Raw genomic sequence first — 23,930 nt, forward strand, 5'->3', positions numbered from 1 at the left:
TAAGATAACAATAATAAATATTTCAATTTTGAATTGATGACTAAAATCCGTGATAAAATCCGATTGAACAATTAGAGAATGTGCAGTGGAGTTATACAGTATTAGTTTCAAAGACATCCGTATTCCGAGTAGCTTAGAGCGAGAATTATGGATACTTTTAATTTGTTTGACAAAGAGGGAAGTCTACCAAAATGGGAGGACGTCATTTAAACATAAGTGTGACAAACATTGCAATGGGATAAATATTTGACTCCATCTAGCGTTAGCATTAACGATCAACTTTTTGTGGGATTAAGAGAAGCTTAAGATTTCTGTTCGGGTAGCAAGTGTTTCGCTCATTTCTAATAAGTATCTTTTTTTACCTGATACTTTGAAGTTTACAATTAAATGATCGTTTTCTTTTACAATTTCCATCCGTTCTAAAGTAAGTCCTTTTGTATTTAAAATATTTTCCAATTGCGGGATCTGATCAAAGTCAGGATCACGAAAGGTTACACTCAGGCGCTGTTCCTTTTGTAGTTGTGCAATCATTCGTTCCACCCTGGTAACCATTAATAATACCCCAAGAGTAATTAAAGTTAGGCATAGTGCAAGCGCGTGATAGCCTATTCCTGCTGTCATTCCGATTGCTGCAGAAGTCCAGATTACAGCAGCAGTCGTCAAGCCACGAATAGAAATTTTATCTTTAAATATTACACCTGCCCCAATAAATCCAATACCTGTAATAATATTTGCCGAAATTCGGTCATCAGTACCTGCACCATGCTGGGAAACTATGGTGAAAATGGTCGAGCCCAGTGAAATTAGAATTATTGTTCGAAAGCCGGCAGACTTATTTTTGTATTCCCGTTCAAAGCCAATGACTCCTCCACATATGATAGAAATAACCATTGCTACCATGTCTTTGATTTCTACTGTAAAATCCATTAGTAAATTCTCTTAAATTTATTGCTCCTTTTAAATGTTTTGGCTGATTTTGTTAAGGCTGCAAAAGGCATTAGCTATTTTGCAAACCTGTTGACAGAGATGTATAGAAATCAAGCCCGTATTTATTCAAAGACCCTTCGGTCAATATGAGTACAAGTAGTAAAAACTGCGACCCATTTCTTTTTTGCATAATGATGAAATTATTTGAAATATATAGTTCACGAATATAACTAAATCAGTTGAAAATTATATTGTATGATAGGTTTTTACGAGGAAGCTGATATTGTTTTTTCCTGAAATAGCTTTACGTTCAAAATGTATAGAAGATGAAAAGATCGAAATAAGTTATGCTTCGCATGAGCTCCCTTCGGTCGGTTTACCGATGCACAGATCGTCCTTGCAATCAAACAACCCGAGGTGGGCACCCATGTGGAGGAAGTCTGCCGCAAGATGGGTATCAACGAGGCTACATTTTACAATTGGAAGAAGAAATATGAGGGTCTGGGTATCTCCGAACTTCGAAAACTGCGCCAGCTTAAGAAACTTAGTTGCCGATATGAGCTTGGTTAAACAGATGTTGTAAGATGGCTTAAAAAAAACTAACTACAGAGTCTCATGAATCCCGATAAAAATATACTAGAGTGAATAATTTATATCAAATAATTGGACTATGCCAATGCACAATTGGGGGCTTGGCCATGTTACAACTATATATTATATTTGGAAAGGCTCAAGCTAGATAGAAATTTTTAAAGAGAGAGCAACGACAAAGTTCGTATTACATTCCCTTAATTGCCTGCTCAAAAAAAAGGCGAGTTCGTGAAAAATCAAGATGTAAAAAGGCTTTTAATATTTCTCCTAGTACGCGTAAAAGGTTATTATATGTGCTATAATGTCTAGAAATCGGAATCAGATAAAGAGTAAAAAGAAAGATCAAAACGATAAGAGCTCTGGAAGCCTACACATTGTATGGCGGATAGCAATATTATTGCACATTCTTATTATGCTGTACTTTCTAATTACATGCGGTGGCAACGGAGCTGATTGGTATCCGGGAAAACCTATACACACAAGATAGTTGAGGTAGAATGAGTAGAACTTACTTGTATTAAACACCAATTGTTTTCTTTCAATGGATGAAGCTAAACAAAAAGTAGAGGACTGGCAGGTAGAATATTCTACCTTCAGACCTCATAGCTGTTTAGGGGATTTAACACCTCAAATGTTTATTGAAAATCAGGGCAAAATAGCAAATTCTTCTACTTTAGAAAAATGGGAGGAGGTCAGCTGGTATTTCTTTTAGATATAATAAAAAGCAGTAAACCTTGGTGTTTGTATTTCCATTAGCAGGTGTTATTGAACATTTCTCAAATCTTGAAATTGAAGAAATTTTCAATTAAATTTAATAGACTTTAACATTAGTAGGAATGTTTCCGAAAAAACGACACAAAATGACAGAACTTGAAATTAGCATAAAAACATATTTTGGAATAATTGAACCACAAGACTTGAAAGAAATTACTTCGCTATTCCAATTAGAAATTTTGAAGAAAGGAGATTATTTTCTTAAAACAAACAAACGTTGCGATAGACTCAGTTTTTTGCAGAAGGGATTTTTGCGGATATTTCTTGAAACCGAAAAAAAAGAAGTTACTCAATGGATTTCGACACAAGGATATTTCGTGACAGATTTATCAAGTTTCATTTTTGAAAAACCTGCTCGTTGGACAATTCAAGCATTAACCGATACAGAAATTTATACCATAAAGAAAAGCGATTACGACAACATCAAAAATATTATTCCGAAATGGGCTGAATTGGAAAAATTATTTATTGTTCATTGTTTCACTACACTCGAAGACAGAATATTTAGTCATCTTTCTATGTCAGCAGAGGAACGCTATGATTTTTTCTTCGAAAATAACAAAAAGCTATTTAATCAAGTTCCTTTACAATATATAGCTTCTATTCTTGGAATGACACCTGAAACTTTTAGCCGTATAAGAAAAAAACAACTTTCTTAAATTCTTGATTTTTATCAAGTGAGTATAGTTAGATAAGATAGAGCTTTGTAACATTCAATAACAATAAAGAATGAAGTATTTATCTCTATTATTAACAGCCCTTTTTACAAATCTAACGGTTATGGCAAAAGAAATCAAAACAGAAATTATTATACAGGCAACACCCGAAGAAATATGGACAATCCTTAGCGATTTTGAAAATTATCCAAATTGGAACCCATTTATAACTTCCATAAATGGACGGTTAGAAGAAGGTACTAAAATCACAGTTAGAATCGAGCCTCCGAATGGTAAAGGAATGACATTCAAGCCAACGGTAACAAAAAAAGTAGACAATAAGGAAATAAGTTGGATGGGTACATTTTTATTTAGGGGGCTATTCGACGGAGAACATAAATTTGAGTTGATAGATAATAGGAACGGAACAGTAACATTTATACAAAGCGAGAAATTCAAGGGTATTTTTGTATGGCTATTTAATCCTGAGAAAGCAAAAAATGGGTTTTACGAGATGAATCGGAAACTTAAAGAACAGGCAGAAAAAGACTAAACTACCACTATCTTTTGACGATTTTTTTTACTAATTGGTTTTAAAACAAAATTAGTAACGATCATAGGACTAATCATAATGCTGGTCTTGATTTTTGGTTTTCCCATATAGCAGAACTGGAGTGCCATTTCCAGATGTATCACGGACTTTTTTACTCGGCGTTTTGGCATTTCTTCCCAATCGGATATACTGGAGCATACTGCCCCCTTTTCGAGTAGTTTTTGTTACTTAGTGATCAAACAATTGGGATCACTGATGGCTGGAAAACCAAAACAAATGAGTCAGATAAAGCAATTAATTAGATTGTATCAGGGCGGCAGTGGAATAAAAACGATTGCCCGCATTCTAGGAATGAGTAAGAATACGGTGCGGTCCAATCTGAAGAAGATGGCCGATGGCGGGTTCAATACCGAAGAACTTCTTGAACAAGAGGATCCGTTCGCGCTTGTATTTAAAGGATACTATCGGGCTCATATCTGAAATTTTATAGAATCAAAAGTAATAACTATAAAAAATTTGTCAAGATGCGCTATATCGTGAGCTTATAAAATACTAAAATAATTAGTTTTAATATTTATTATTCTGTATCTTTATTTTGTTAACCAATTTAAAGACAATCTATTATGAATCATTCATCCAGTCGTGTCGACGATTTGCTATGGAAATCTATCTTAGAGCAGACGTTTGCGCATTTTTTACGATTTTTCTTTTCAGATGCCGATGATGTATTTGATTTGCGCAAACCCTTTGACTATTTGGACAAGGAGTTCGAGACCTTGTTTCCACCCGTGCCCAATGGTAAGGGTGTTCGTTTTGTGGATAAACTGGTCAAGGTATATCTTAAAGACGGAGGCGAGCAATTTGTGCTGTGCCATATTGAGATACAGTCCAGTAAAGGTAAGGGGGATCTAGCGAATCGTATGTTCCAATATTTTTATAAAGTATCGGATAAGTATCAAGTTCCTGTCACCGCTATCGCTATTTTAGCAGATGGCAATAGTAATTATCGACCGTCATTTTATATGTACAAATTTATGGGTACCAGTTTGCGTTATGATTTTAATAGTTATAAGATCTTGGATCAAGATGAATCCTTATTACGTGCCAATGCCAATCCATTTTCTGTTGTGGTACTGACGACATTATTGGCTATCGTTAATAAGAATATCAGTGATGAAGCCTTGAAAGACATCAAACATGATCTTTATGAGGAGATGATGAAACGTAAGATGGATAAGAAAACGCGTCAAGGTCTCTATGATTTTTTAGCCTATTATGTTAGTTTTCAAAACCCGGAAAATTTCTATACCTTTGAGAGAGAGGTTGAAAACAAATTAGGAAGGAGCAATATTATGGGCACTCAAGAATATTTATTGGATAAGGCGGAAAAGAAAGGCATTGCTGCGGGACTAGAAGAACGCGCTAAGATTATTGCTGAAAAGAAAAGGATTTCAGAGGAAAAGCATGCATTAGAATTGAAACTTCAAACCATATTGGAAGAAGCTCATGAGCAAGCATGCCAATCAGCTCACATGATGCTTGAATTAGGAGTTGATAAAGAGAAAATTGCTAAAGCTACAGGCCTTACTATCGAAGAAGTTGAAAATTTAAAATAAATCTACCTTAAATACATAAAACACCAAAAGCCATTCTACGCAGAATGGCTTTTATTGTTTAGCATTACTACGAATACCTACCAGTTCATTATCCCGATGTGCTCATCTACAATCAGATGGTTGCAGAAGACATCCTAGCATTACGGGATATCTTTTGGATATACCCAAGGATGGGGAAGGGGCAATGAGGATGCCAAGCAGAAAATTGAAGACTGGAGGAACGAATATAATACCTTCAGACCTCATAGCTGTTTAAGAGATTTAACACCTGAAATGTTTATTGAAAATCAGGTCAAAATGACCTCCTCCCAAAAAACTGGAGTATTTAAAAGTAGAGAATTCGGGTTTGAATTACTATTTTTAAATAGGAGGAAAACCGATGAAAGTAAGTTATGCTTCGCATGAGCTTCGGTCGGTTTACTGATGCTCAGATCGTCTTTGCGATCAAGCAGTCTGAGACGGGTACCCGAGGGATGTGTTAAAAAAACTAAGTATAGCGTCTCATGAATCCCTTTGAAATTAAACAATGATGAATAAAAGTATTGAGGCCTTCCCAGCGTAGAAAAAGAAAGGATTAGTTGCGGACTATCGGGTTTCATTCATTCTTAAATGATACCATTAAACGGAATTTTGTATTAACTGGTTCACCACCTAAAAACAAGGCGGGCTGAAACTTTCTGTTTTTGATTGTTTTATTCATGTAATTGAATAGTTCTTTGTCCAAACTATCCTTTTCTTCTTTTTGCAAAGCTAAGGAATCTACATTACCAGAATATGAAATAGAGATATTATAGAAATATTTAGGAAATACATTTTTTCCATTTTTGAGTGTTAAGATTTTGTTCGAAATTATTAGCCTTATCTCCTCAGGTAATGAATCTACAGGTAATAATATTGTGCCATGCCCTCCGTGATAGGGAAAGTCCTGCAGATATTTTTGTTGTTCTATAGCGTAATAAGTGTCTTTATTAAATAAACGAAATTTTTCGATAAAAATTTCTCGAGGTACTTCAGTATAAATAACTCTCGCACTATCTGTGGTTTTAATTAGGATTTTATTATATGAATCGTAATCAATTCTTTTTATAGAACGACACGTTACATCACCTTTATTTCTAAATATTATTTGATTATTGCTTTGTGTAAAATTACATCTTGTACAAAAAATTGAGGATAAACTATTCTGAATTTCTAGGAATGAATTTTGTAAAGAATCGCTTTCTAGTATAATCAGACTATTTAACGTGTCATTAAAGAAAAAATTTATATTAGATTTTTTACCATCATTAAACTCTTTCCTATTTAATGATGATTCATTACCCTTGTTAGATGAATGCGAACAAGATATAAAGAGTGAAATAAGAATGTAAGATGAAAATTTATATAAATTTTTGCGCATATTATCTAGTAATTAGTTTTAAGAAATATTATCCTTGAGCTGTCGTTGTATAATATCCCTTTGTAGAACTGGTTTAACTGGGCGTGAGTGTTATTTTTTGCTGAATTCTATTTCTATATGAGCCACTCTTTTTCTAATGAGTGCGTAGCTTTTTATTTCATTAAGAAATGGTAATTCTGCAGACAATTCGTGAATGTATTCCGAATTATTAGAGTCATAAATTTTCTTTACATAATCTGTATAAAATGGCCTGGTAAAACGTTCAATATTAGTGGTATGAAGAATCTAGGTACATTAAGTAATGCTAGTTATAAATAGATATGTAAGGAGTAAAGTAAGTTTGATTTTCATAAATTTATGTAGTAAATAATGCCCTTATTATAGGGTAATTAGTTAGGTAGCAGTTGTCTTTACATCCTCAAGGAACTTGTCACAAACTGTGATAAGCTGTTTATATTCTTAATTACGATGGTTCGATCCTTAAGTAACTGTATGGAAAGAGGAATTTCTAATCATATCTTGAAATTTGCTTTTCGTATTCAATACCTTGCTCTCTAAGTACTTGTTTTTCTCTTTCTATCTCGGCCACCAGTTCATCTTCCGTCGGAAGGTATGGGAGATATTTGGTAGCAAATAGTTGTTTATTATCATTGAGCACAGAGTATTTTGCAATAGTTTTGTCGGTCTGTGTACATAGCAATAGCCCGATTGTCGGATTATCACTATCTTTTCTTTCCAAATCATCGAACATTTTTACATACATATCCAGCTGACCAATGTCCTGATGCGTAATTTTATCGGTTTTTAGTTCAATGATGACGAAACATTTTAGAATGTAGTTATAGAATACCAAATCGATGAAAAAATCAGAAGTTTCTGTACGAATATGTTTCTGGCGGGCCACAAAAGCAAAACCTTTACCCAATTCCAATAGAAATTGTTGAAGATTATTGATCAATGATTGTTCTAATTGTTTTTCAGTATAGGAATAATTCGATGGGAGATCAAGAAATTCAAGCACAGTTGGATTACGTATAAAATCTTTCGTATTAAATTGCTGTTTATTGGAGCTCGTCATTTCATTTTCTATTGCTTTTGGATTGTGAGATGATATTAGACGTTGATAATATAATGTGTTTATGTTCCGTTCCAATTGTCTTACTCCCCAATTCTGACCAACTGATTCTATCAAGTAATATTTTCTTGCTAAAGGGTCGCTGACTCTTGTAATTGCTCGAATATGAGACCATTCCAATTTGGCACACACGTGTGCCAAATCTTCCCACAGTGGAAAAATCAGGTAGCATTTTCTTATATCTCTCAATGTTCGAGTGCTAAAACCTTTACCCAATTCATCTGATAGATTTTTAATGAGCTCCTTGCCATATGCAGCTCTATCATGCCCCAGTTGTTCTTTATCTACGATACGTTTCCCTATTTCCCAATAGCATTCGAGCATTGTGTAAGAAACTGTCGAATACACTTTTTCTCTTGCTGTATTAAGTAAATATTTTATTTCCTGTACAAATTCCTTCATAGCTGTCAATATATTCTTTAATTACTTCTAATATTTACTGCGTATTAACTTCTGCTTTAGTTTCACTGTCGATAACAATTTCTCATCCACTTCTTTATCAAATCATCAGTATGTTCAGGATCTTTATGTCTCGCAATATCTGTTAAAGAAATAAAGTCATTGTCTTTATCTTGATAAGTGGTGATACTAATCCCATGGACATCAATTTTTTTATTCCTACTCATAATCTCCCCGTGTTTATAATTGGTCGTGAGTGTTACTTTTTGTTTTATACACAAGAATCTGCTACTGGAAAGGCTTTTAAAAATTCAGGACTGTATATTTCCTTGAAATTCTTCAGTAAATCCGCTTATTAATGCTAATTACTTCTTTCTTCGATTATTTGCTTCTCTATTATATTCTTTAATCTGTTGCAAATTATGTAAATATTCCTCTTCGGTATTAATTCTTAAATCTGGAAATCTAAGAGTACATAGACGACCTAAATCTTCCCCTAAGGTTAGCTCTAACTTTGTGATTTCCTCAATTTTAATGTTTTCATCCTCCTGAAAAATTAAATAGTCGATCCTACTTGATTTTAAGAATGAATTTTGAACAACTTCTTTTTTTGGAAGAATTTCAAATTGATGCCTATCTTTTAATATTTCACCTATTTTTGTAAGTTTAGGTGAATAATTAATGCTTTTTACTTCATTAAAATAGCCTTCCCCAAAAATTTCAGTTAGAAAAGATTCATGTTGTTTTTTTAACAAAATTTTTAGTGCTAAAAATTCTTTGCATGTAAAATTTGGATGTTTTTTGAGTTTCATATCCGAAAGTTTAGGAACTTCGATATTAGTCCAAGCACTGATTTCCGATAATAAGTATTCTGCATTTTTAATAATATCCGATAGGTTAGTTTTCCAAATCATATTTTACACTTATTATTTTTTTAATTTGATATTATGATAAGTGTTACTTATCTTTGTTATAGTTAATAGCGATAAAGTAGGGTGTAACCCTAACTTAGCGATGTTACTCATGAACGAAAACGACCAAAATTCCACATGAGCTAATCGTGAGTTCGCCATTTCTATTAGATTTTTATATCTTAGGGATATAATCTAATAGGGCGGACTTCATGTCAGTCTTTTGTGGAAAATAATCTTTGGATTATTGGCGCTTGGTCGTGCCTCGTTCAAAAGCATTGAAGTTCGCCCTATTGGCTTTTAGGCCAAATTGGCTTATTCAATGTTTGATTAGCATCGTTCACATAAATTTTAAAATTATGATGATACGATTAAAAACCACCAAAAGAACCACCACAAACCTGATCCAGGATCAAGGTCATCGGTTCGCCTTTTGCCAAATTTTAAAGAACAATTTTCGTCCACCGCAATAAGCCTTTAAAATTTAAACATAGTCCAAGTAGGATGGGGGTAGCTTATGTCCAATCGAAAGGTTGAGGTCATTAGTAATTAAGTAAGGCGTATACACCAAACTAAATACTAAAGATATCTTGCTCTTGATAGGTCAATATCAGCTTCTTAATATCCAAAAATGGAATATGTTACCGACTATTATTTAATTGGTACACAATTTCTTGTGAAGCCCAACTAGAATTAATCAGTATTTTAAAGTATAGCAACTTAAAATTACAATTTTCTAGCGGTAAAGCAACTATTTGTTGTCATATTTTATCGTGATACACTAATGTTTTAATATCGGTTTTAGTTCTTTAAACCAAATTATGCAATAACGAAGACCCTATTATAACCAATTGACGAAGACTTAAAATTGCATTTTTCTTATTTATTTTTTTAGACTGGTTTCCTTAAAGGCCAATGCTATGTCCAATTAATAAGGTCTTAAGGGAACCAATTTAAAATCTTAATACTTAGCGAAGCGATTTCTTTCGTGCCATTAAGTAGAAATTAACTAACGAAAAATTATGCAAAAATCTTGCACAAGGGAGAGCTATGCGCTATCCCAAGAGGAAGAAAAGTCTTCGTATTTGAGTGAAAAGAAGGTTCCAGTTATCAAAAAACCAGTTATGATAACACTTTTACCAGAGCGATCATTTAAGAAACGAAAGCCTTATGAAGGGCGGCATGCAGATGCACTGAAAAGTCCTATTAAAGTAAGACCGAAGGAGCGTTACTATTCGTTCCTGACTCCGTCCAAAGAGCAAGTAAGTTCTTACAGTGCCGTCGTGCGCGATGACCGTAGCGATGTACTTCGGATATCACTTGCGCACATGGCTATTTATGAGTGCTATTTGTTTGCGCTAGGACTACCTGCCAATTTTCCGACAGAGCAGATCATCGTTTATGGCTACGAACGTGCCAAGTACATTCCCTGTAAAATCTGTCCCGATAGTGATAAGCATCTGTACGATTATGAGCTAAGTGTCCCTGCTAATACAGAAAGGGAAGAGTACCGACAACGGATGCTCAATGATCTGAACGAACACTTTCAGTTGGATGTCCGAGTAGAGAAGCTTTCCATCGTAAAAGACAGCCGGCAGATTATGACCAAACGTGGTGAATCCGTGGAGCTCATCTGGCAAGAACAGCCAACGATGATAATGAAAACAAAGCGAGGAATGGTAGCAGCATCAGTAGAAAATAGATTGGCTGCAAGTATTTAAAGAAAAAAGAATCATAAGCTTTTCTAGCCCCTGTTTATCAGGAGTAATATATAGCCTGAAAAAGGGTAAGGGGAGTGTTATGCCTAAAAATTCAAAATAATGAGAACAGAAAAATTCTATATAAATAAGCACTGGGAATACCTCCGGATGCTATTAAAGCCAGGAGGTGAATGCCTTTTGGTCATCAGCAAAATGCTGATGTTAATCCTGATATTGCCCTTATCCATGGTCGGTATTGTACACAATGTACATGCAGCAAATAAGGTAAATGTACAAGTAGATTACGTACTAAAAGGTACCGTTTTATCAGCAATAGACGGTAAACCACTCGAAGGCGTATCCATCAAAGTCGAAGCCGAAAAGGGCAGAGCTTCCACTAAAAAAGACGGAACATTCAGCATGAACGTCGAACATAGAAAAGGCTTGGTTAAGTTCAGCTACGTCGGCTACAAAAGCCAAGAAATCAATTATACCGCAGGAGTATCATTGAACGTGAAATTGATACCCGAAGACAACAAACTCGATGAAGTAGAGGTTGTATCTACCGGATATCAAAAAATACCCAAGGAAAGGGCTACAGGTTCTTTCGAGTTCGTGGACAACAAGCTTCTTAATAGAAAGGTATCGACGGATTTTATAAGTAGGCTGGAGGATGTGGTACCGGGATTATTGGCTCTTAAAACTAGATCTGATCAGAGAGGGGATTTATTGAATATACATATAAGAGGGCAGAGTACATTAATGTCAGAATCTTGGCCTTTAGTCGTTATTGATGGAGTTCCTTATGAAAGTAGATTTGGTGATTATGGTTTTGGCACATTCAATAATATCAATCCCAATGATATTGAAAATGTTACTGTATTAAAAGATGCTGCAGCATCTTCTATTTGGGGTGCTAAAGCGGGGAATGGGGTGATTGTTATCACGACGAAGCGTGCGAAATTTAATGAACGTGTAAATGTTACTGTAAATGCCAATGTCAGTATCAAGAATAAACCGGATCTATATTATTACCCTCAAATGTCTACCCCTGATTATATCAATCTGATCCGAGAATTATTTGATAAAGGAAGGTATGATAGTGACTTGGATTATTGGGCAAATAATCCAGAACCGATAATATGGTTGATGAAAGACCAACGTGATAGTAAAATTACGGAAGATAAACTGAATACCGAATTAGATCGTCTTGGTAAAATTGATATACGGGATGATTTTATGAAATATATCTATAGAAAAACCATCAATCAGCAATATAGTGCACGCATCAATGCTGGAGGAGAGAAGGTAAATACTTCTATTGGTATAGGTTATGATAAAAACTTAGAAGAGCTAGTCACTTCCAATTATAATCGGTTTAATCTGCAATCCAACACTCAAATTAAACCATTAAAAAATCTTTTGATTAATCTAAGAATAACTTATACGGAGTCTAAAAAAGTTAAAAGTTACCTACCCGTAAGTTACAATGGATTAGCAAATGGTTTTTCAAATTACCCATATATGCGGTTGGTCGATGAATTGAGTCGTTCTAAAAACATAGATATTACAGGATATAGTCCGGGTTTTAGGGATACGGTTGCTAATGGCCGTTTATTGGATTGGGGATATAATCCCTTAGATGAACTGTTTGAGTCTAAACAAACCCAAATCAATCGAGATTTACTCGCAAACATTTCAGCCCAATATAGTTTACCTTTTGGATTAGTTATAAATGGTCTATATGCATATCAACGAAATTTGAATCCAATGACAGAATGGCGGAGCATTGAAACGAACTTACAAAGGAACCAAGTAAATAGTTATGCAAGTTGGGATGATAAGCAAGTATATTGGAATATGCCCATTGGGGACTTCTTAAGAGAAAACACTTGGAATAGTTCAGTACATCAAGGACGTATTAGTACTGAATATAATAAAAAATGGCGAAAAAGTGATGTTAATTTGCTTATAGGCTATGACATCCGGTCTATGGCTAAAGGCCTTAAGGTTGCACAGTATTATGGTTTTGATCCTGAAAATGGGACTTTCCAACCTATGCATGTCGGAAAAGTTGTGCCTTATCTGAATGGTATGTTAGGAGTTCAGGCCTTACCTGATAATAATCAATTTCAAGAATTGTTTAATCGTTTTGTTTCGTATTATGGAAATGGGACATATACTTATGCTGATCGGTATATCCTGAGTGCTAGCTTTCGAAAAGATGCTTCCAACCTTTTTGGTGTCAAGACAAATGATCGTGGACAGCCTTTTTGGTCTGTAGGTGGGGCATGGATTTTATCAAAGGAATTATTTTTTGAGAAGTCGGTGCTTTCTATATTAAAACTACGGGCTACTTATGGCTATAACGGAAATGTCAACACAGGTATTTCAGCTTATCCGATTATGAGTATTGCTACTAATTCCAATAGTATTACAGGACAGAATTATGCGCAGATCAGTACGCCGCCCAATCCAAAATTGAGATGGGAAAGAGTGGGTAATCTAAACTTGGGTTTGGACTTTGCCTTTAAAGGAAATGTTTTGAGTGGGAGTGTCGAGTATTATCATAAAACTCCCAAGGACTTAGTTGCTCCTGGTCAGATCGATCCGTCAACAGGATTCTCATCGATGAGAATCAATACCGCTAATTTAGATACGAAAGGTTGGGATATCTCCCTCAATGGAAAACCGATAGCTGGCAAAGATTGGGAATGGAATAGTAACCTCGTTTTTGCTTACTCAAAAACGATGGTCACCAAGTCATTTCTGGCAACAGATCGGGCAAGTTCGAGTGTTAGTAAATCTCTTTCAACTGTTGCAACACCCATTGAAGGAATAAATCTGTATAGTTTGTTGACCTATAAGTGGGCAGGTCTCGATCCGGATGATGGTACACCACGTGGTTATCTTAATGGTGAGATTTCAAAGGATTATTTTGCCATAACCAGTAGTAAAGTTGCCGAATTAGAAAATCAGGGTACACAAAAGCCTTTGTATTTTGGCTCTTATCGTAATAGTATTCGTTATAAAAACGTGGAATTGTCTTGGAATATTTCTTATCAATTGGGACATCGGTTTATTAGGCCATCATTTGATAATGCTCTTTTTTTAGATCAGAATATTGGACATACTGATTATGTGCGACGTTGGAAAAAATCTGGGGATGAACTAGTAACCAATATACCATCGTTTACTTACCCTAATAATTCATCAGCGAGTGAGGTGTTTAGAAGTTCTTCCATCATGGTTGAAAATGCGGGTCAAATCAAGTTTCGTGATATTCAAATGAGTCTGCAGCTACCTCAATTACGACCCTATGGACTAAAGAATTTAAGTGTTTACGGTTATATCCAAAATGTGGGTACTATATGGCGTGGTAATAAAAAAGGTATCGATCCTGAATATGGTAGTTCAGTACCTGATCCGCTAATGTGTTCTTTAGGATTGAATTTTAACTTATAGCCCCAGTCAACATGAAAAATATATTTAAAATTGGAATAGGGCTATTTGTGTTAGTCACTGTTTCCTGCAATAACTTTTTGAGTAAAAAGCCGGATATTAAAATGGCAATACCGAAGACTTTGGCTGATGCCAACCTGCTTCTCAATGATTATAATTCGCTTAATGGTGGCTATCCTACTTATGGAGAAATGGGTACAGATGATTATTATTTGACGAAAGAGCGCTGGGAGGGGATATCAAATGTAGATCATCGTAATGCGTTTATTTGGGCAGATGAGCCTTATAACGATATTATTCAATGGCAACGCCCTTATAAAGTGATCTATATCGCAAATCAGGTCATAGAAATCTTGCAGGGGTTGGACTCGCAAAATAACGAAGAAAAATATAAGCGGGTTTTGGGTGGTGCTTATTTTTACCGGGCTTTTGCATTACATGACCTAGTCGAATTGCATTGTGCTGCTTATCAGGAAAATTCTGCAACTGAAGAAATGGGTATACCGCTTCGCTTAAACACAGGGGTGGATGAAAAGTCTATTCGTGCATCCTTAAAAGATACTTATCAGCAAATTATCAATGATTTTAAAACTGCAATCAATAATCTTCCAATTATTGAAGTGGTTAAAGGTAGACCCAGTAAAGCTGCTGCATATGCTGGTCTTGCTCGTGTATATCTTGATATGGGGGAGTTTCAAAAAGCTTATCTGTATGCTGATTCTTGTCTACAGTTGAGTCCAGAATTAATGGATTTTAATGATCTGAAAGAAACAGATTCATACCCTATACCTAAATTTAATGTGGAGGTTCTATTCCCCGTATTAGGAGCTGCATCAATACCTATGAATGCAACGACAGCATTAATGGATACTACATTACTAAGGTCTTATGCTGTAAACGACTTACGTATAAAGATGTTTTTTAAGACCAATAATAATCCTAAGGATTCTTATTATTTTAAAGGAAGTTTTGATAAAAGTAATGCCTTTTTTTTCGGGATCACGAGCAGTGAAGTTTATTTGATCAAAGCAGAAGCTGCTTGTCGAATAAATCAGGTCGGTCAAGCTCTTAAAGCCATCAATAAACTTCTCAAAACCAGGTGGAATAATCAAGTTCCGTATGATGGTATTGCTGAAAATGATGCAGGTCAATTATTGAACATCATTTTGGATGAAAGACGGAAAGAACTGGTTTTTAGAGGTCGACGTTGGGCCGATTTGAAAAGATTGAACCTAGATCCCCGTTTTCAGAAAACTTTAAAAAGAACAATTGGCGATAAAATTTATACGCTCGAGCCTAACAGTCAAAAGTATGCTTTTCGTTTGTCGGAAACCGTAGTCGAATTGGCTGGTATCCCCCAAAATAAACGATAATCCTAATCTAAATACAACATGAAAAATCATAATAAATTTATAATATTATTACTGTGCACATTGTTTTATACAAATATCGTGCATGGACAGCAAGGTAAAAGTGTCGACTTTTCAAAAGCCCTGAAAGTTGGTGATACTTTTATAGCACCAAAGCAAGTTCAACTGATGCGGGGTGTTGAGAGTTCTATTGATTGGAAGACATTAAAAAATAAAGTGGTGCTTTTGGATTTTTTCTCCACCTCCTGCGGTACTTGTATCCAGATTATGCCACATTTGCAAGAACTGGAACAAAAACATCCTGATAAATTTAAGGTTATTGTGGTTACGGCACATGATAAGGCTACATTGGAAAAGTTTTTTGAGACAAATGCGTATTTGAAGAAGCATAAAGTGAACTTACCAATTATCTATGCTGATCGTTATTTCCATGAGCTTTTTCCGCATCAAACGGAGCCTCATGGGATTTTATTGTATCAGGGTAAGGTACAGGCTATAACAGGTAGCGGTTCTATCAATGAAACCAATATACTGGAACTGTATGCTGATAAGACTATTGACTTACCATTGAAAGATGATTATGGTAAAGGAAGCCTTTTAGATCAGATGGACGATGTGAAAACTGCGGTTAAAGCAGGAGTAATATTCTCTGGGTATCAAGATGGTGTGCCTTATCAAGCTTGGACATTTGAGAAGGATAGCCTGACAGGTCTGCATAAGAGTTCAGTATATAATACGACATTATATAGTGCTCTATTAAGTTTAACTACACGAGCAAAAATAAAAGACAGTAGTTACATTCCTAGAATGGAACGTGTGATATGGAAAGTCAAAGATTCGACTCAGTACTATGATTTTGAAGATGAACAAGATGAATGGGTGCTGAAGAATGGGTTTTCATATGAACGCTATGATATCAGGGAACGGCCAGATTCCGTTCAGGCACGATTGGTATTAGCTGATTTCTTGAGTTTTTTTGGTGTTAAAGCTTATGAAGGGAAGAAGCTAATGAATTGCTTGGTTCTAGAAAATGGTCCAATTGTGCCCTATTCAGGGAGTCTAATTGATCCGATGAGCTATACGAGTAGTACTACATTTTCTATTTTTACTGATTATCTACATAAGTTACCACCAGTAATCGATCGTGTTAATAAAAATCTTAAGATGCAGATAGGAAGTTACGAAACGTTAGATGAATTGAATGCACAACTCGGTGCGTATGGTATAGTCGGGAAAATTCAATTAGAAGAGATTTCGGTACTGGTTATTGAGGAAGTGTTTGGAGAATAGAAAATTAAGGGGTGTGAATACTTGCACATCCCTTAATTTCCCAAAGCAATTTATGTACTAACGCCTTTTTAATATGACATTAGTGGTATTTGCTTGACTTTGCAATGCTTGCACCATTTCTAAAGCAATAAGATTAAGGTCAGCGTCGCCGTTAACATCATTGTCTGTAAAAATAGCACATAATTGTTGTGTAGGAGATGAACAAGTTGGGGCTGTTCCGCCTACTGCTGTATAATTGTTTGAATCAGCTGGATTACCTCCAGTGAAACTATACCATTGTGTGGCCATAGTTGTAGAATTTAAATTGTAAAACTTTTTGTTATTTCAATGTGTATACCTATACGCATTGATTTTTTTTCATAATAATTTTTGCACGTTAAATTACTGTGGCGAAGCAACTGGCTCACCATCTGAACGTGGCTTGTTCTTGGTTAGATCTTATTTATGCACCGCAATATGCGGGGAACGTCGCAAATTTCTGATCGTGTATCTTTTTCATATCCAATTTTTCTTCTTTCGTATATTTCAAAGATATCGCACATATTTTGGCGATAGACATTCATATACTGAATGAAAAATCGATGAATTTTTATCTCTTCAACCGTTTTCGTACAAAAAGCAACTTAGCTCGATATATGGAGCTTTCGGATATTTGCAGGAGTTGAGCAAGTTCTTTTTGGTTAAGATTCTGATATATCGATGAAAGATGATCTGTTACATAGAAAAAACGATTGGTCTTACATCGAATGGATGCCATAACCCGAAGATGCTCCAATTGATATTTCTTTTTATTCATTAAAAGTTGTAATAAAGTATCGATACCAGGATCATTGCCGAGAAAAGGGTTTATTTTTTTATAAGGGATCTTGAGTATGAGTCCTGGTCGGATGGAAACGATATTGCCCAATGCTGGACTTTGACTGTAATAATGCATGGTCGTAAAAAAACCTGTATTGGGCAGAGCAACACTCAGGATCTGCTTTTCGTCTCCTTCTGTGTTACAGCGTTCTTTAATCAAAATACCGCGTAGTACGATGTACAGATTCTCTTCATGTTCAGTCGATTCAAAAAGTACTTCCCCTTTTTTGACACGCAATACCTGCGCATTCTTCTCAAGCCAAGTTTTGTGATAATCATTCAAAGGTGGATATACCTTTTTCCAATAAGTGTAGAATGAATGAAATGCTTTTTTTGCTGTATAATAAGTGCCCATACGCTAGTCCAAGTTTTTATATAGCACAGCGGTATCGCGTAAGCCTCGCATCCGCCTATCGGTAATATTGGTAAATAAAGCGATTTCATTGTCGCTTAAGTAGTCCATATACGGTGCGTACTCTTCTAAAAAGTAATGTAACCGTTCATTACGGTCCTTCAGCTCTCTCAAAAAATCCGAAAAATAATGTTTAGAGGTGTAAAACAAGTCGATATGTGCTAAAAAATGCCGAATCTCTTTTGAGTCTGAGCTGATTAAATGTAGTTTATCCAGGGGTATCTCAAGTAGCCAAGTTGGTGACATCGCCTTGGTATAAAATCGAAAACAGACTTGATCATAGATCCAGCAGCTATCGGGTGTTAATAGCTGGATCAAAGACGAGGGTTCGATGCTTCGTTTGGTACGATGGTACTCTTTGATGAGGCCATGTACTAAAAAGAAAAGGCTGGGACAGGGGTGCTTTAATCTTTGACCAGGTGCTAAATAATGTACCTGAATACTCGCCGTTAATTCATGCACATGCTGACAACTACGGAGACCTAATTCTTTTAAACGATAAAAGAAAAAGGGCAGTAGTTGCTCTTTTATTGCAATACTATGTTTCATACTTATAATGATTAATAGATCAGCATATACACGAATTTCGGTGGTATAATCTTTTCATAATAGGTCATAGCAAATAGCGCATATGGAGATCTTACATAAAATTAAGATCTAATGCGGAGGTTTGAAAGGTATGTTTTCTTCCAATTTTATCGTCTGATGGAATATTATACCGCTAGAGTATTGTTGTAGGTGTTATTATTGTCGCATAAAGAAAATATTTGGAATATTTTATGTCTTTCCCATAGGGTTACGCTGAAATTACAGGAAACCATTTTTATTTAATACGATATATTTGTAAATTCAGCGTTCAGATTATTTATACAATTAAATAGAAAGTAATATAGGGGAAATTATGAAGAAGTTTTATGATGTCATATTTGAATTAATCGCAAAAAATGAGACAAATTCGAAAATTCGTATGGAAAAATTGACCAAGGTTCTTGGCGTGGGCCAAAGATCTGTAATGAATCGTATGAATGGGAATACTGTACTCAGAGGTGATGAAATAACACAATTGATGTCGAACTTTGGAATCAGCTGGACAGAAATTGCAAAGGTATCTGGAGAAACATGTATTGATAGTTCTTCTTACGATTATATATCGCTAACAAAGGAAAATTTTTTCTATAAACTGCCTCGATATTTGCATTTATATCAGGAAACTTTGGGCAATCTGTTGAAAATGGAGGATCCTTGGGTAAAGATCGTATGTTCGGAAGTACCGATGTTTCATCTTTTCCGTTTTAAGCAATTGACTTATTTTAAACTTTACATTTATTATTATCAGACTTTTGATACGCAGCTATCTTTTGAAGAGTTTAGGGAAAGAGTCCAACTGCTGTGCCTTGATTTATCTTTTGAAAAAGTTGCTCAAACTTATACCCAGATTAAAAGTGAAGAAATATGGGATCGCAATACTTTTGAAAAGTTGTTGTTGCTGATAAAGGAATGCCAACAATATGGTAAATTTAATGAACAGGAGACCATACAGCAATTATGGGATGAGGTTGATGCTTTAGCCACTTACCTAGAAAATTGTATAGAGTCGACTCGAAAAAATAATCTGGAGGCAATAGAGATATACGAGTTTGAGTCTACCTTGCGCGAGGGTTTTATGGTCTTGGGTCAAGGTGAAAATGCGGTAAAACTATGTCAAAAAATATTTATGATCCAAAGTTTTATAAGTAGTGATCCCGAGCTGCTTGCAGATTATAGCAGTTCATTTGCAGCACAGATGGACAGGTCCAATTACTTGTTCAAAAGCTCGCGCTCTAAACAAATTACTTTTGCGAAGCATTTTAAGGTACTGGTAGACCAGTATAAAGACCGGATTTACTATTAAAGCAGCGCTTTTTTTCTTTAACCAAGTCAGTTGCAGACTATACCAGAGTTTAGGAGGGAATTGACGCTAATATGAATTCATATGCATAAAAAACAATCTGGTAGTTGCCCCAAACTACCAACAGAACCGCATGACTGCCAGCACTTTTGCTGGCCTATTCTTTTTGTTTCATTGACGAAAGAAATCCTTGATTGTAAAGAGGAAATCAAGGATCTTATTCGCAGTAAGATACCCCGATCAACCTTTGGTCTTGGTCAATAGCAGAGAGGTCTGCAAGTTTGTGGCCATTGAACCTAAAACACTCTATCGGTGCGAGAAAAAGAACATGATCAGCTATCATAGCCGGAACAATAAAGGTAAACTGTTCCGCTATGAGGATATGGTCAAACTGAGAAAAACATACCACAATCTACCTGATTAATAGCTCTTTTAATCAGCTCATATTCCAATCTGAATATCATTCTTCTTTCGTATTTTCTGTTTTTATTTTATTGCAACTTGATTGATTCAGGATATCCTGTGGGCGATTGACTTATAATTGTCTTCGCACCATGTTCGGGATGGCTTCGGCTATGCGCTACTATTTGCCTACAGTTGTTCTACTAACTGTCTACAGTTTGCCTAGAGTTTTAGTAGGCGCAGGGTAGGGAATGTGTAGGCAAAAGGTATACCCGTGCCGAAGCTGGTCTGAATAAAGTCCGAATAAGACTTGGACAGTTACCTGCTTAAAATTGTTTTTCAATATTGGGGTGGCCACCAAGGGTCTAACTCTTGCTCAAAAAAGTATAGGACAGCAAGTGGACAATTTATTTTACCCGTGTTTTCTAAAGCCTGATTGGTCTGGACAGCAACTGGATAAACGCTAATTACCTATTGACTTTGGGGGTCTTTCTGTTGTATGTTTGCTTTCGTAAAGTGAGCTATACCGGTATGCATCAATACTTTATGATGGTTTGAATTTAAAGAAAAGACAATGGGAACAATTTTGCAAGGAGCCCTTGGAGGTTTTAGTGGAAAAGCGGGAGCGATAATTGGCTCTAGCTGGAAAAGTATCAATTACATCAAAGGTCTGTCCAAGAAGAGGACAAAACCAGCAACGGAAGAACAGCTTATGCAACAGGCTCGTTTTTATACGATTGCCAAATTTATCATGCCGATAGCTTCTTTTGTTAACCTCGGTTTTGGTCAGGTAAACGCAAATAGGATGACTGCTACAAATGTCGCACTGCAGGCGAATATCAATACGGCAGTGGTAGGCACTTACCCCAATTTTACATTGGATTATAGCAAGATACTTATTTCAAAGGGTGGTCTGCAACCTGGTGGTATGATGTGGGCTACTGGTATCGCTGGTATTCTGAAGGTAAATTGGTCGCCATCGGCCATAAAAATACAGAAAGGGGAACTGGATGATCAAGTTCATATCCTGCTTTATGTGCCAACAATCGACGAATTTTTGACAGCTCCCGAGCCTCCTGTCCGAGGTGATGGATCGGTCGATATCGAATTTCCAGAACACTTTAATGGTGAAGTGGGACATGTGTGGGTCTTCTTTGCCGACAGAAAAGGAAAACGGGTAAGTAAAACTACCTATCTAGGTGAGGTTGAATTATCGTAATGGTTTAACGCTGTAGCCGGTGTAAAGTGCCGGCTACTTTATATAAATGTATATGAAAGTATTATCTCTACAGTCGACAAATAAGCCCAAAATTGAAAATGGAACGCAAACAGTTCGTATGAAATTTCAAAAGGCTCGTCTGTTTTTAAATCCTGTAAATCTGGTGATTCAAATTGGATTTAAGCATCGCAAAAATAAAGGTACAGCAATTGGCCGTGCCATGGCATTTACACTGCACAGTGCGATGGAAGGTGCATATCCAAATATCTCAGTCAATCCGGCTAAGGCAAGACTGAGTATAGGTGTCAAAGGTAACCTCCATGGGACTAGCGTTTCCCGATCTGGCAATTCCATCTCTATGTCTTGGGATCCTCAAGATGTGGGAATACTGAGTATTGATGCTAATGATGATCGGGTTTTATTATGTGCATATGCAATTGATCAAGAATTGGCAGCCATCAATGAGGAGGAAATTTGGCGAAGTCACGGTCAATTGTTAATGGACCTTCCACATGGAATGCATGACTTGAAGGTGCATCTTTACTTAATCGTACACGATCGTACCAAGCAGAACTGTAGCAACAGTCGGTATCTGGGAGTTTTTTAATGTAATGTATTTATCATGAAATCTGTATTAAAAGTAGTTCGTATACAGCAGGGGAAGAATAGTACCTTATCTGAAATATACTGCAATGATGTGTTTGTGTGTTATGGTCTGGAGGATGTTCCTCGAAAAATTAAGATACCGGGCAGTACCTGCATTCCTCTAGGCACTTATCGCTTAGGTATAAACAACGATGGAGGTATGAATGGCAATTACTACGATCGTTTTCCTAAACTGCATCAAGGTATGATGGAAATCCAAGGTATCCCAAACTTTAGTCATGTGTATATCCATATTGGCAATACCCATCGGCAAACTGCTGGTTGTGTGTTGGTAGGTAAGAGATATGTGTTCGAGAATGGGGACTATCGGATAGAGCAGTCGGTTACGGCGTACAAGCGCTTGTATGCGCTGTTGGTGGAGGTGATGAAGGAGGGGGAGATGTTTGTTCAAGTAACGAAGTGACGGACTAACTAACCTCATAACTTTCTAACAATTAAACAAAATGAAAAAGATACTGATGAAAATAAGTCGTGTGCTGCAAGTGGTCTTGATGGCGCCGATAAAATTGCCTGGGAAGGCGTTGAATATACTGAAATATATTGCCTTAGGATTGGGTGTAGTGGAGACGGTGTTGGATAAAGAGGAGAGTCTTGATGACAGCGCAAATCGAGTGGAACCTCATGGGACGGATGATAAAAATCAATCCGTACATGCACGAGCTGATGAAGTGTCTGCTAAACAAGAGTTAGTACGCAATAAAGAAATGGAGGTGCCGGATGAAAATGAATGATATCCGTATTGGTACCGTAGGTGGTACGCTTTGCTCCATCTGGGCGTCGCTGTCTTTAGGAGATATCCTGCAGACAGTAGTGATGGCTGCCATAGGTACAGTTGTGAGCTTCCTTACGAGTCGATTGTTGGGGAGATGTCGAAAAAAGTAAATTAATATGATTGTTTAATCGATTAGCCTCTCACAGGTGATATGGGAGGCTATTGGGAGTTTACCAATTTGCAGAAGTTTTAAATTAAGCTGGATACTTATTGAGATTGAAGTCATGTTTGTTGTAGTCAATTATTCGATATTTTAGCTAATTAACCACATTTGTTTTTATATATTGTTAACTTTTGTATACATTAGTCTACTAGCAAAATTAAACCTAAACAATGTCTTCTGTTGAACTAATTTTTAAGGATTATTATTTAAAACTCTGTGAGTTTGCTTATCGTTGGACTAAATCACAGGATATAGCAAAGGATATAGTTCAGGATGCCTTTATGATCCTTATTGAAAACGAAGGAATGTTTGATAAACCTCCCCTTGTGTTAAAGAGTTTTTTATATACAACAGTAAAAAACCTAAGTAATAATTATCTGAGACGCTTGCAAGTCTCAAACAAAATTAATCAGCTAATTCAACCAGATGAGGTAGATGATATCGATATGCTGAATAATTTGATTCAAGCGGAGATAGTTGGTGAATTGTATAAGGAATTAGAACAGCTTCCCGGGGGATGTCAGCATATTTGTAAATTAATTTATTTTGAGAATAAAAAATACGAAGAAGTTGCTGACGAACTAAAGATAAGTATCAACACCGTAAAGACACAGCGACAAAGAGCATTAAGGATTCTTAAAAGTAAATTTTTGACATTCTTTAGTTTCCTGCTATGATAACTGCTTAAATGTATGTCTCAGTGTATTAGTTGTTTGTGTCTATGCCAAGATGGATGCAAATAAAATTTAAAATTCACAATCACCCTT

At 35.9% G+C, this 23,930-nt stretch carries 25 protein-coding genes and 1 pseudogene; 18 read left to right on the forward strand and 8 right to left on the reverse strand.

From position 1 onward, the window contains the following. Nucleotides 1-291 precede the first annotated feature (291 nt). Nucleotides 292-927, reverse strand: coding sequence for an MgtC/SapB family protein (locus tag KO02_RS08650; protein WP_038697577.1), 636 nt, complete (start codon nt 925-927; stop codon nt 292-294). A 390-nt stretch (nt 928-1,317) separates the two neighbouring features. Between KO02_RS08650 and KO02_RS23215 the strand changes: the two are divergent. From KO02_RS23215 to KO02_RS08660, 4 genes and pseudogenes are all read left to right on the forward strand, one after another. Continuing rightward, a pseudogene (locus KO02_RS23215) lies at nt 1,318-1,507 on the forward strand (transposase); the annotation flags it as partial. Between the two features lie 552 nt (nt 1,508-2,059). Then, on the forward strand, nt 2,060-2,230 hold the full coding sequence (locus KO02_RS23220; protein WP_081918330.1) for an integrase core domain-containing protein: 171 nt from the start codon (nt 2,060-2,062) through the stop codon (nt 2,228-2,230). Between the two features lie 148 nt (nt 2,231-2,378). After that, on the forward strand, nt 2,379-2,951 hold the full coding sequence (locus tag KO02_RS08655; RefSeq protein WP_081918483.1) for a Crp/Fnr family transcriptional regulator: 573 nt from the start codon (nt 2,379-2,381) through the stop codon (nt 2,949-2,951). Between the two features lie 70 nt (nt 2,952-3,021). Further along, nucleotides 3,022-3,501, forward strand: coding sequence for an SRPBCC domain-containing protein (locus KO02_RS08660; protein WP_235212370.1), 480 nt, complete (start codon nt 3,022-3,024; stop codon nt 3,499-3,501). Nucleotides 3,502-3,570: 69 nt separating this feature from the next. Here KO02_RS08660 and KO02_RS24245 read toward each other — a convergent pair whose 3' ends face one another. Next, complete coding sequence (locus tag KO02_RS24245; RefSeq protein ID WP_262506689.1) at nt 3,571-3,699, reverse strand: hypothetical protein; 129 nt, start codon at nt 3,697-3,699, stop codon at nt 3,571-3,573. A 57-nt stretch (nt 3,700-3,756) separates the two neighbouring features. Between KO02_RS24245 and KO02_RS08665 the strand changes: the two genes are divergently transcribed. The 3 genes from KO02_RS08665 (at nt 3,757) to KO02_RS24345 (ending at nt 5,522) form a co-directional block, all read left to right on the forward strand. Then, on the forward strand, nt 3,757-3,981 hold the full coding sequence (locus KO02_RS08665) for a helix-turn-helix domain-containing protein (RefSeq protein ID WP_038697579.1): 225 nt from the start codon (nt 3,757-3,759) through the stop codon (nt 3,979-3,981). A 143-nt stretch (nt 3,982-4,124) separates the two neighbouring features. Beyond that, nucleotides 4,125-5,117 (forward strand): hypothetical protein, encoded by a 993-nt coding sequence (locus tag KO02_RS08670; protein ID WP_038697581.1) that lies wholly within the window; start codon nt 4,125-4,127, stop codon nt 5,115-5,117. Between the two features lie 204 nt (nt 5,118-5,321). Then, on the forward strand, nt 5,322-5,522 hold the full coding sequence (locus KO02_RS24345) for an integrase core domain-containing protein (RefSeq protein ID WP_410528211.1): 201 nt from the start codon (nt 5,322-5,324) through the stop codon (nt 5,520-5,522). A gap of 190 nt (nt 5,523-5,712) precedes the next feature. Here the strand turns inward: KO02_RS24345 and KO02_RS08680 are convergent, their stop codons facing one another. From KO02_RS08680 to KO02_RS08690, 3 genes are all read right to left on the reverse strand, one after another. Beyond that, nucleotides 5,713-6,516, reverse strand: coding sequence for a hypothetical protein (locus KO02_RS08680; protein WP_038697585.1), 804 nt, complete (start codon nt 6,514-6,516; stop codon nt 5,713-5,715). A gap of 508 nt (nt 6,517-7,024) precedes the next feature. Beyond that, nucleotides 7,025-8,053, reverse strand: a complete 1,029-nt coding sequence (locus KO02_RS08685; protein ID WP_038697587.1) for a YhcG family protein — start codon at nt 8,051-8,053, stop codon at nt 7,025-7,027. A 362-nt stretch (nt 8,054-8,415) separates the two neighbouring features. Then, on the reverse strand, nt 8,416-8,964 hold the full coding sequence (locus KO02_RS08690) for a hypothetical protein (protein WP_038697589.1): 549 nt from the start codon (nt 8,962-8,964) through the stop codon (nt 8,416-8,418). Between the two features lie 1,019 nt (nt 8,965-9,983). Here KO02_RS08690 and KO02_RS08695 point away from each other — a divergent pair. The 4 genes from KO02_RS08695 to KO02_RS08710 all read left to right on the forward strand — a co-directional run bounded on the left by KO02_RS08695 (nt 9,984) and on the right by KO02_RS08710 (nt 16,783). Further along, nucleotides 9,984-10,682, forward strand: coding sequence for a hypothetical protein (locus KO02_RS08695; protein WP_038697591.1), 699 nt, complete (start codon nt 9,984-9,986; stop codon nt 10,680-10,682). 99 nt (nt 10,683-10,781) lie between these two features. Beyond that, on the forward strand, nt 10,782-14,126 hold the full coding sequence (locus tag KO02_RS08700) for a SusC/RagA family TonB-linked outer membrane protein (protein ID WP_038697593.1): 3,345 nt from the start codon (nt 10,782-10,784) through the stop codon (nt 14,124-14,126). 11 nt (nt 14,127-14,137) lie between these two features. Next, nucleotides 14,138-15,496, forward strand: coding sequence for a RagB/SusD family nutrient uptake outer membrane protein (locus KO02_RS08705; protein WP_038697595.1), 1,359 nt, complete (start codon nt 14,138-14,140; stop codon nt 15,494-15,496). An 18-nt stretch (nt 15,497-15,514) separates the two neighbouring features. Then, nucleotides 15,515-16,783 carry a TlpA family protein disulfide reductase gene (locus KO02_RS08710; RefSeq protein WP_081918331.1) on the forward strand — a complete coding sequence of 423 codons (1,269 nt, stop codon included), beginning with the start codon at nt 15,515-15,517 and terminating at the stop codon, nt 16,781-16,783. Nucleotides 16,784-16,840: 57 nt separating this feature from the next. On the opposite strand, the gene KO02_RS08715 is transcribed toward KO02_RS08710, so the two are convergent. From KO02_RS08715 to KO02_RS08725, 3 genes are all read right to left on the reverse strand, one after another. Then, nucleotides 16,841-17,071: a hypothetical protein gene (locus KO02_RS08715; protein ID WP_038697599.1), complete on the reverse strand. Its 231-nt coding sequence runs from the start codon at nt 17,069-17,071 to the stop codon at nt 16,841-16,843. A 301-nt stretch (nt 17,072-17,372) separates the two neighbouring features. Continuing rightward, on the reverse strand, nt 17,373-17,996 hold the full coding sequence (locus tag KO02_RS08720; RefSeq protein ID WP_038697601.1) for a Crp/Fnr family transcriptional regulator: 624 nt from the start codon (nt 17,994-17,996) through the stop codon (nt 17,373-17,375). 3 nt (nt 17,997-17,999) lie between these two features. Next, nucleotides 18,000-18,602 carry a hypothetical protein gene (locus KO02_RS08725; RefSeq protein WP_038697604.1) on the reverse strand — a complete coding sequence of 201 codons (603 nt, stop codon included), beginning with the start codon at nt 18,600-18,602 and terminating at the stop codon, nt 18,000-18,002. A 352-nt stretch (nt 18,603-18,954) separates the two neighbouring features. Between KO02_RS08725 and KO02_RS08730 the strand changes: the two genes are divergently transcribed. The 7 genes from KO02_RS08730 to KO02_RS08755 all read left to right on the forward strand — a co-directional run bounded on the left by KO02_RS08730 (nt 18,955) and on the right by KO02_RS08755 (nt 23,840). Continuing rightward, entirely contained in the window at nt 18,955-19,944 is a 990-nt protein-coding gene (locus tag KO02_RS08730; protein WP_038697605.1) for a hypothetical protein, read from the forward strand. Nucleotides 19,945-20,917: 973 nt separating this feature from the next. Further along, a complete protein-coding gene (locus KO02_RS22725) occupies nt 20,918-21,562 on the forward strand; it encodes a DUF6266 family protein (protein ID WP_051959822.1) in 645 nt (214 codons plus the stop codon). 52 nt (nt 21,563-21,614) lie between these two features. Beyond that, on the forward strand, nt 21,615-22,169 hold the full coding sequence (locus tag KO02_RS08740) for a DUF6266 family protein (RefSeq protein WP_144243281.1): 555 nt from the start codon (nt 21,615-21,617) through the stop codon (nt 22,167-22,169). 15 nt (nt 22,170-22,184) lie between these two features. Beyond that, nucleotides 22,185-22,631, forward strand: a complete 447-nt coding sequence (locus tag KO02_RS08745) for a DUF5675 family protein (RefSeq protein ID WP_038697609.1) — start codon at nt 22,185-22,187, stop codon at nt 22,629-22,631. A gap of 40 nt (nt 22,632-22,671) precedes the next feature. Next, the gene (locus KO02_RS08750; RefSeq protein WP_038697611.1) at nt 22,672-22,959 is read left to right on the forward strand and encodes a hypothetical protein; all 288 of its coding nucleotides are present in this window, start codon (nt 22,672-22,674) and stop codon (nt 22,957-22,959) included. Next, nucleotides 22,946-23,110, forward strand: a complete 165-nt coding sequence (locus KO02_RS23935; protein ID WP_200878618.1) for a hypothetical protein — start codon at nt 22,946-22,948, stop codon at nt 23,108-23,110. Before KO02_RS08750 ends, KO02_RS23935 begins: the two co-directional genes overlap by 14 nt. Nucleotides 23,111-23,333: 223 nt before the next feature. After that, on the forward strand, nt 23,334-23,840 hold the full coding sequence (locus KO02_RS08755) for an RNA polymerase sigma-70 factor (protein ID WP_038697613.1): 507 nt from the start codon (nt 23,334-23,336) through the stop codon (nt 23,838-23,840). Nucleotides 23,841-23,930: the final 90 nt, after the last annotated feature.

Origin of the sequence: Sphingobacterium sp. ML3W, assembly GCF_000747525.1 — a bacterium.
Classification (GTDB): Bacteria; Bacteroidota; Bacteroidia; order Sphingobacteriales; family Sphingobacteriaceae; genus Sphingobacterium.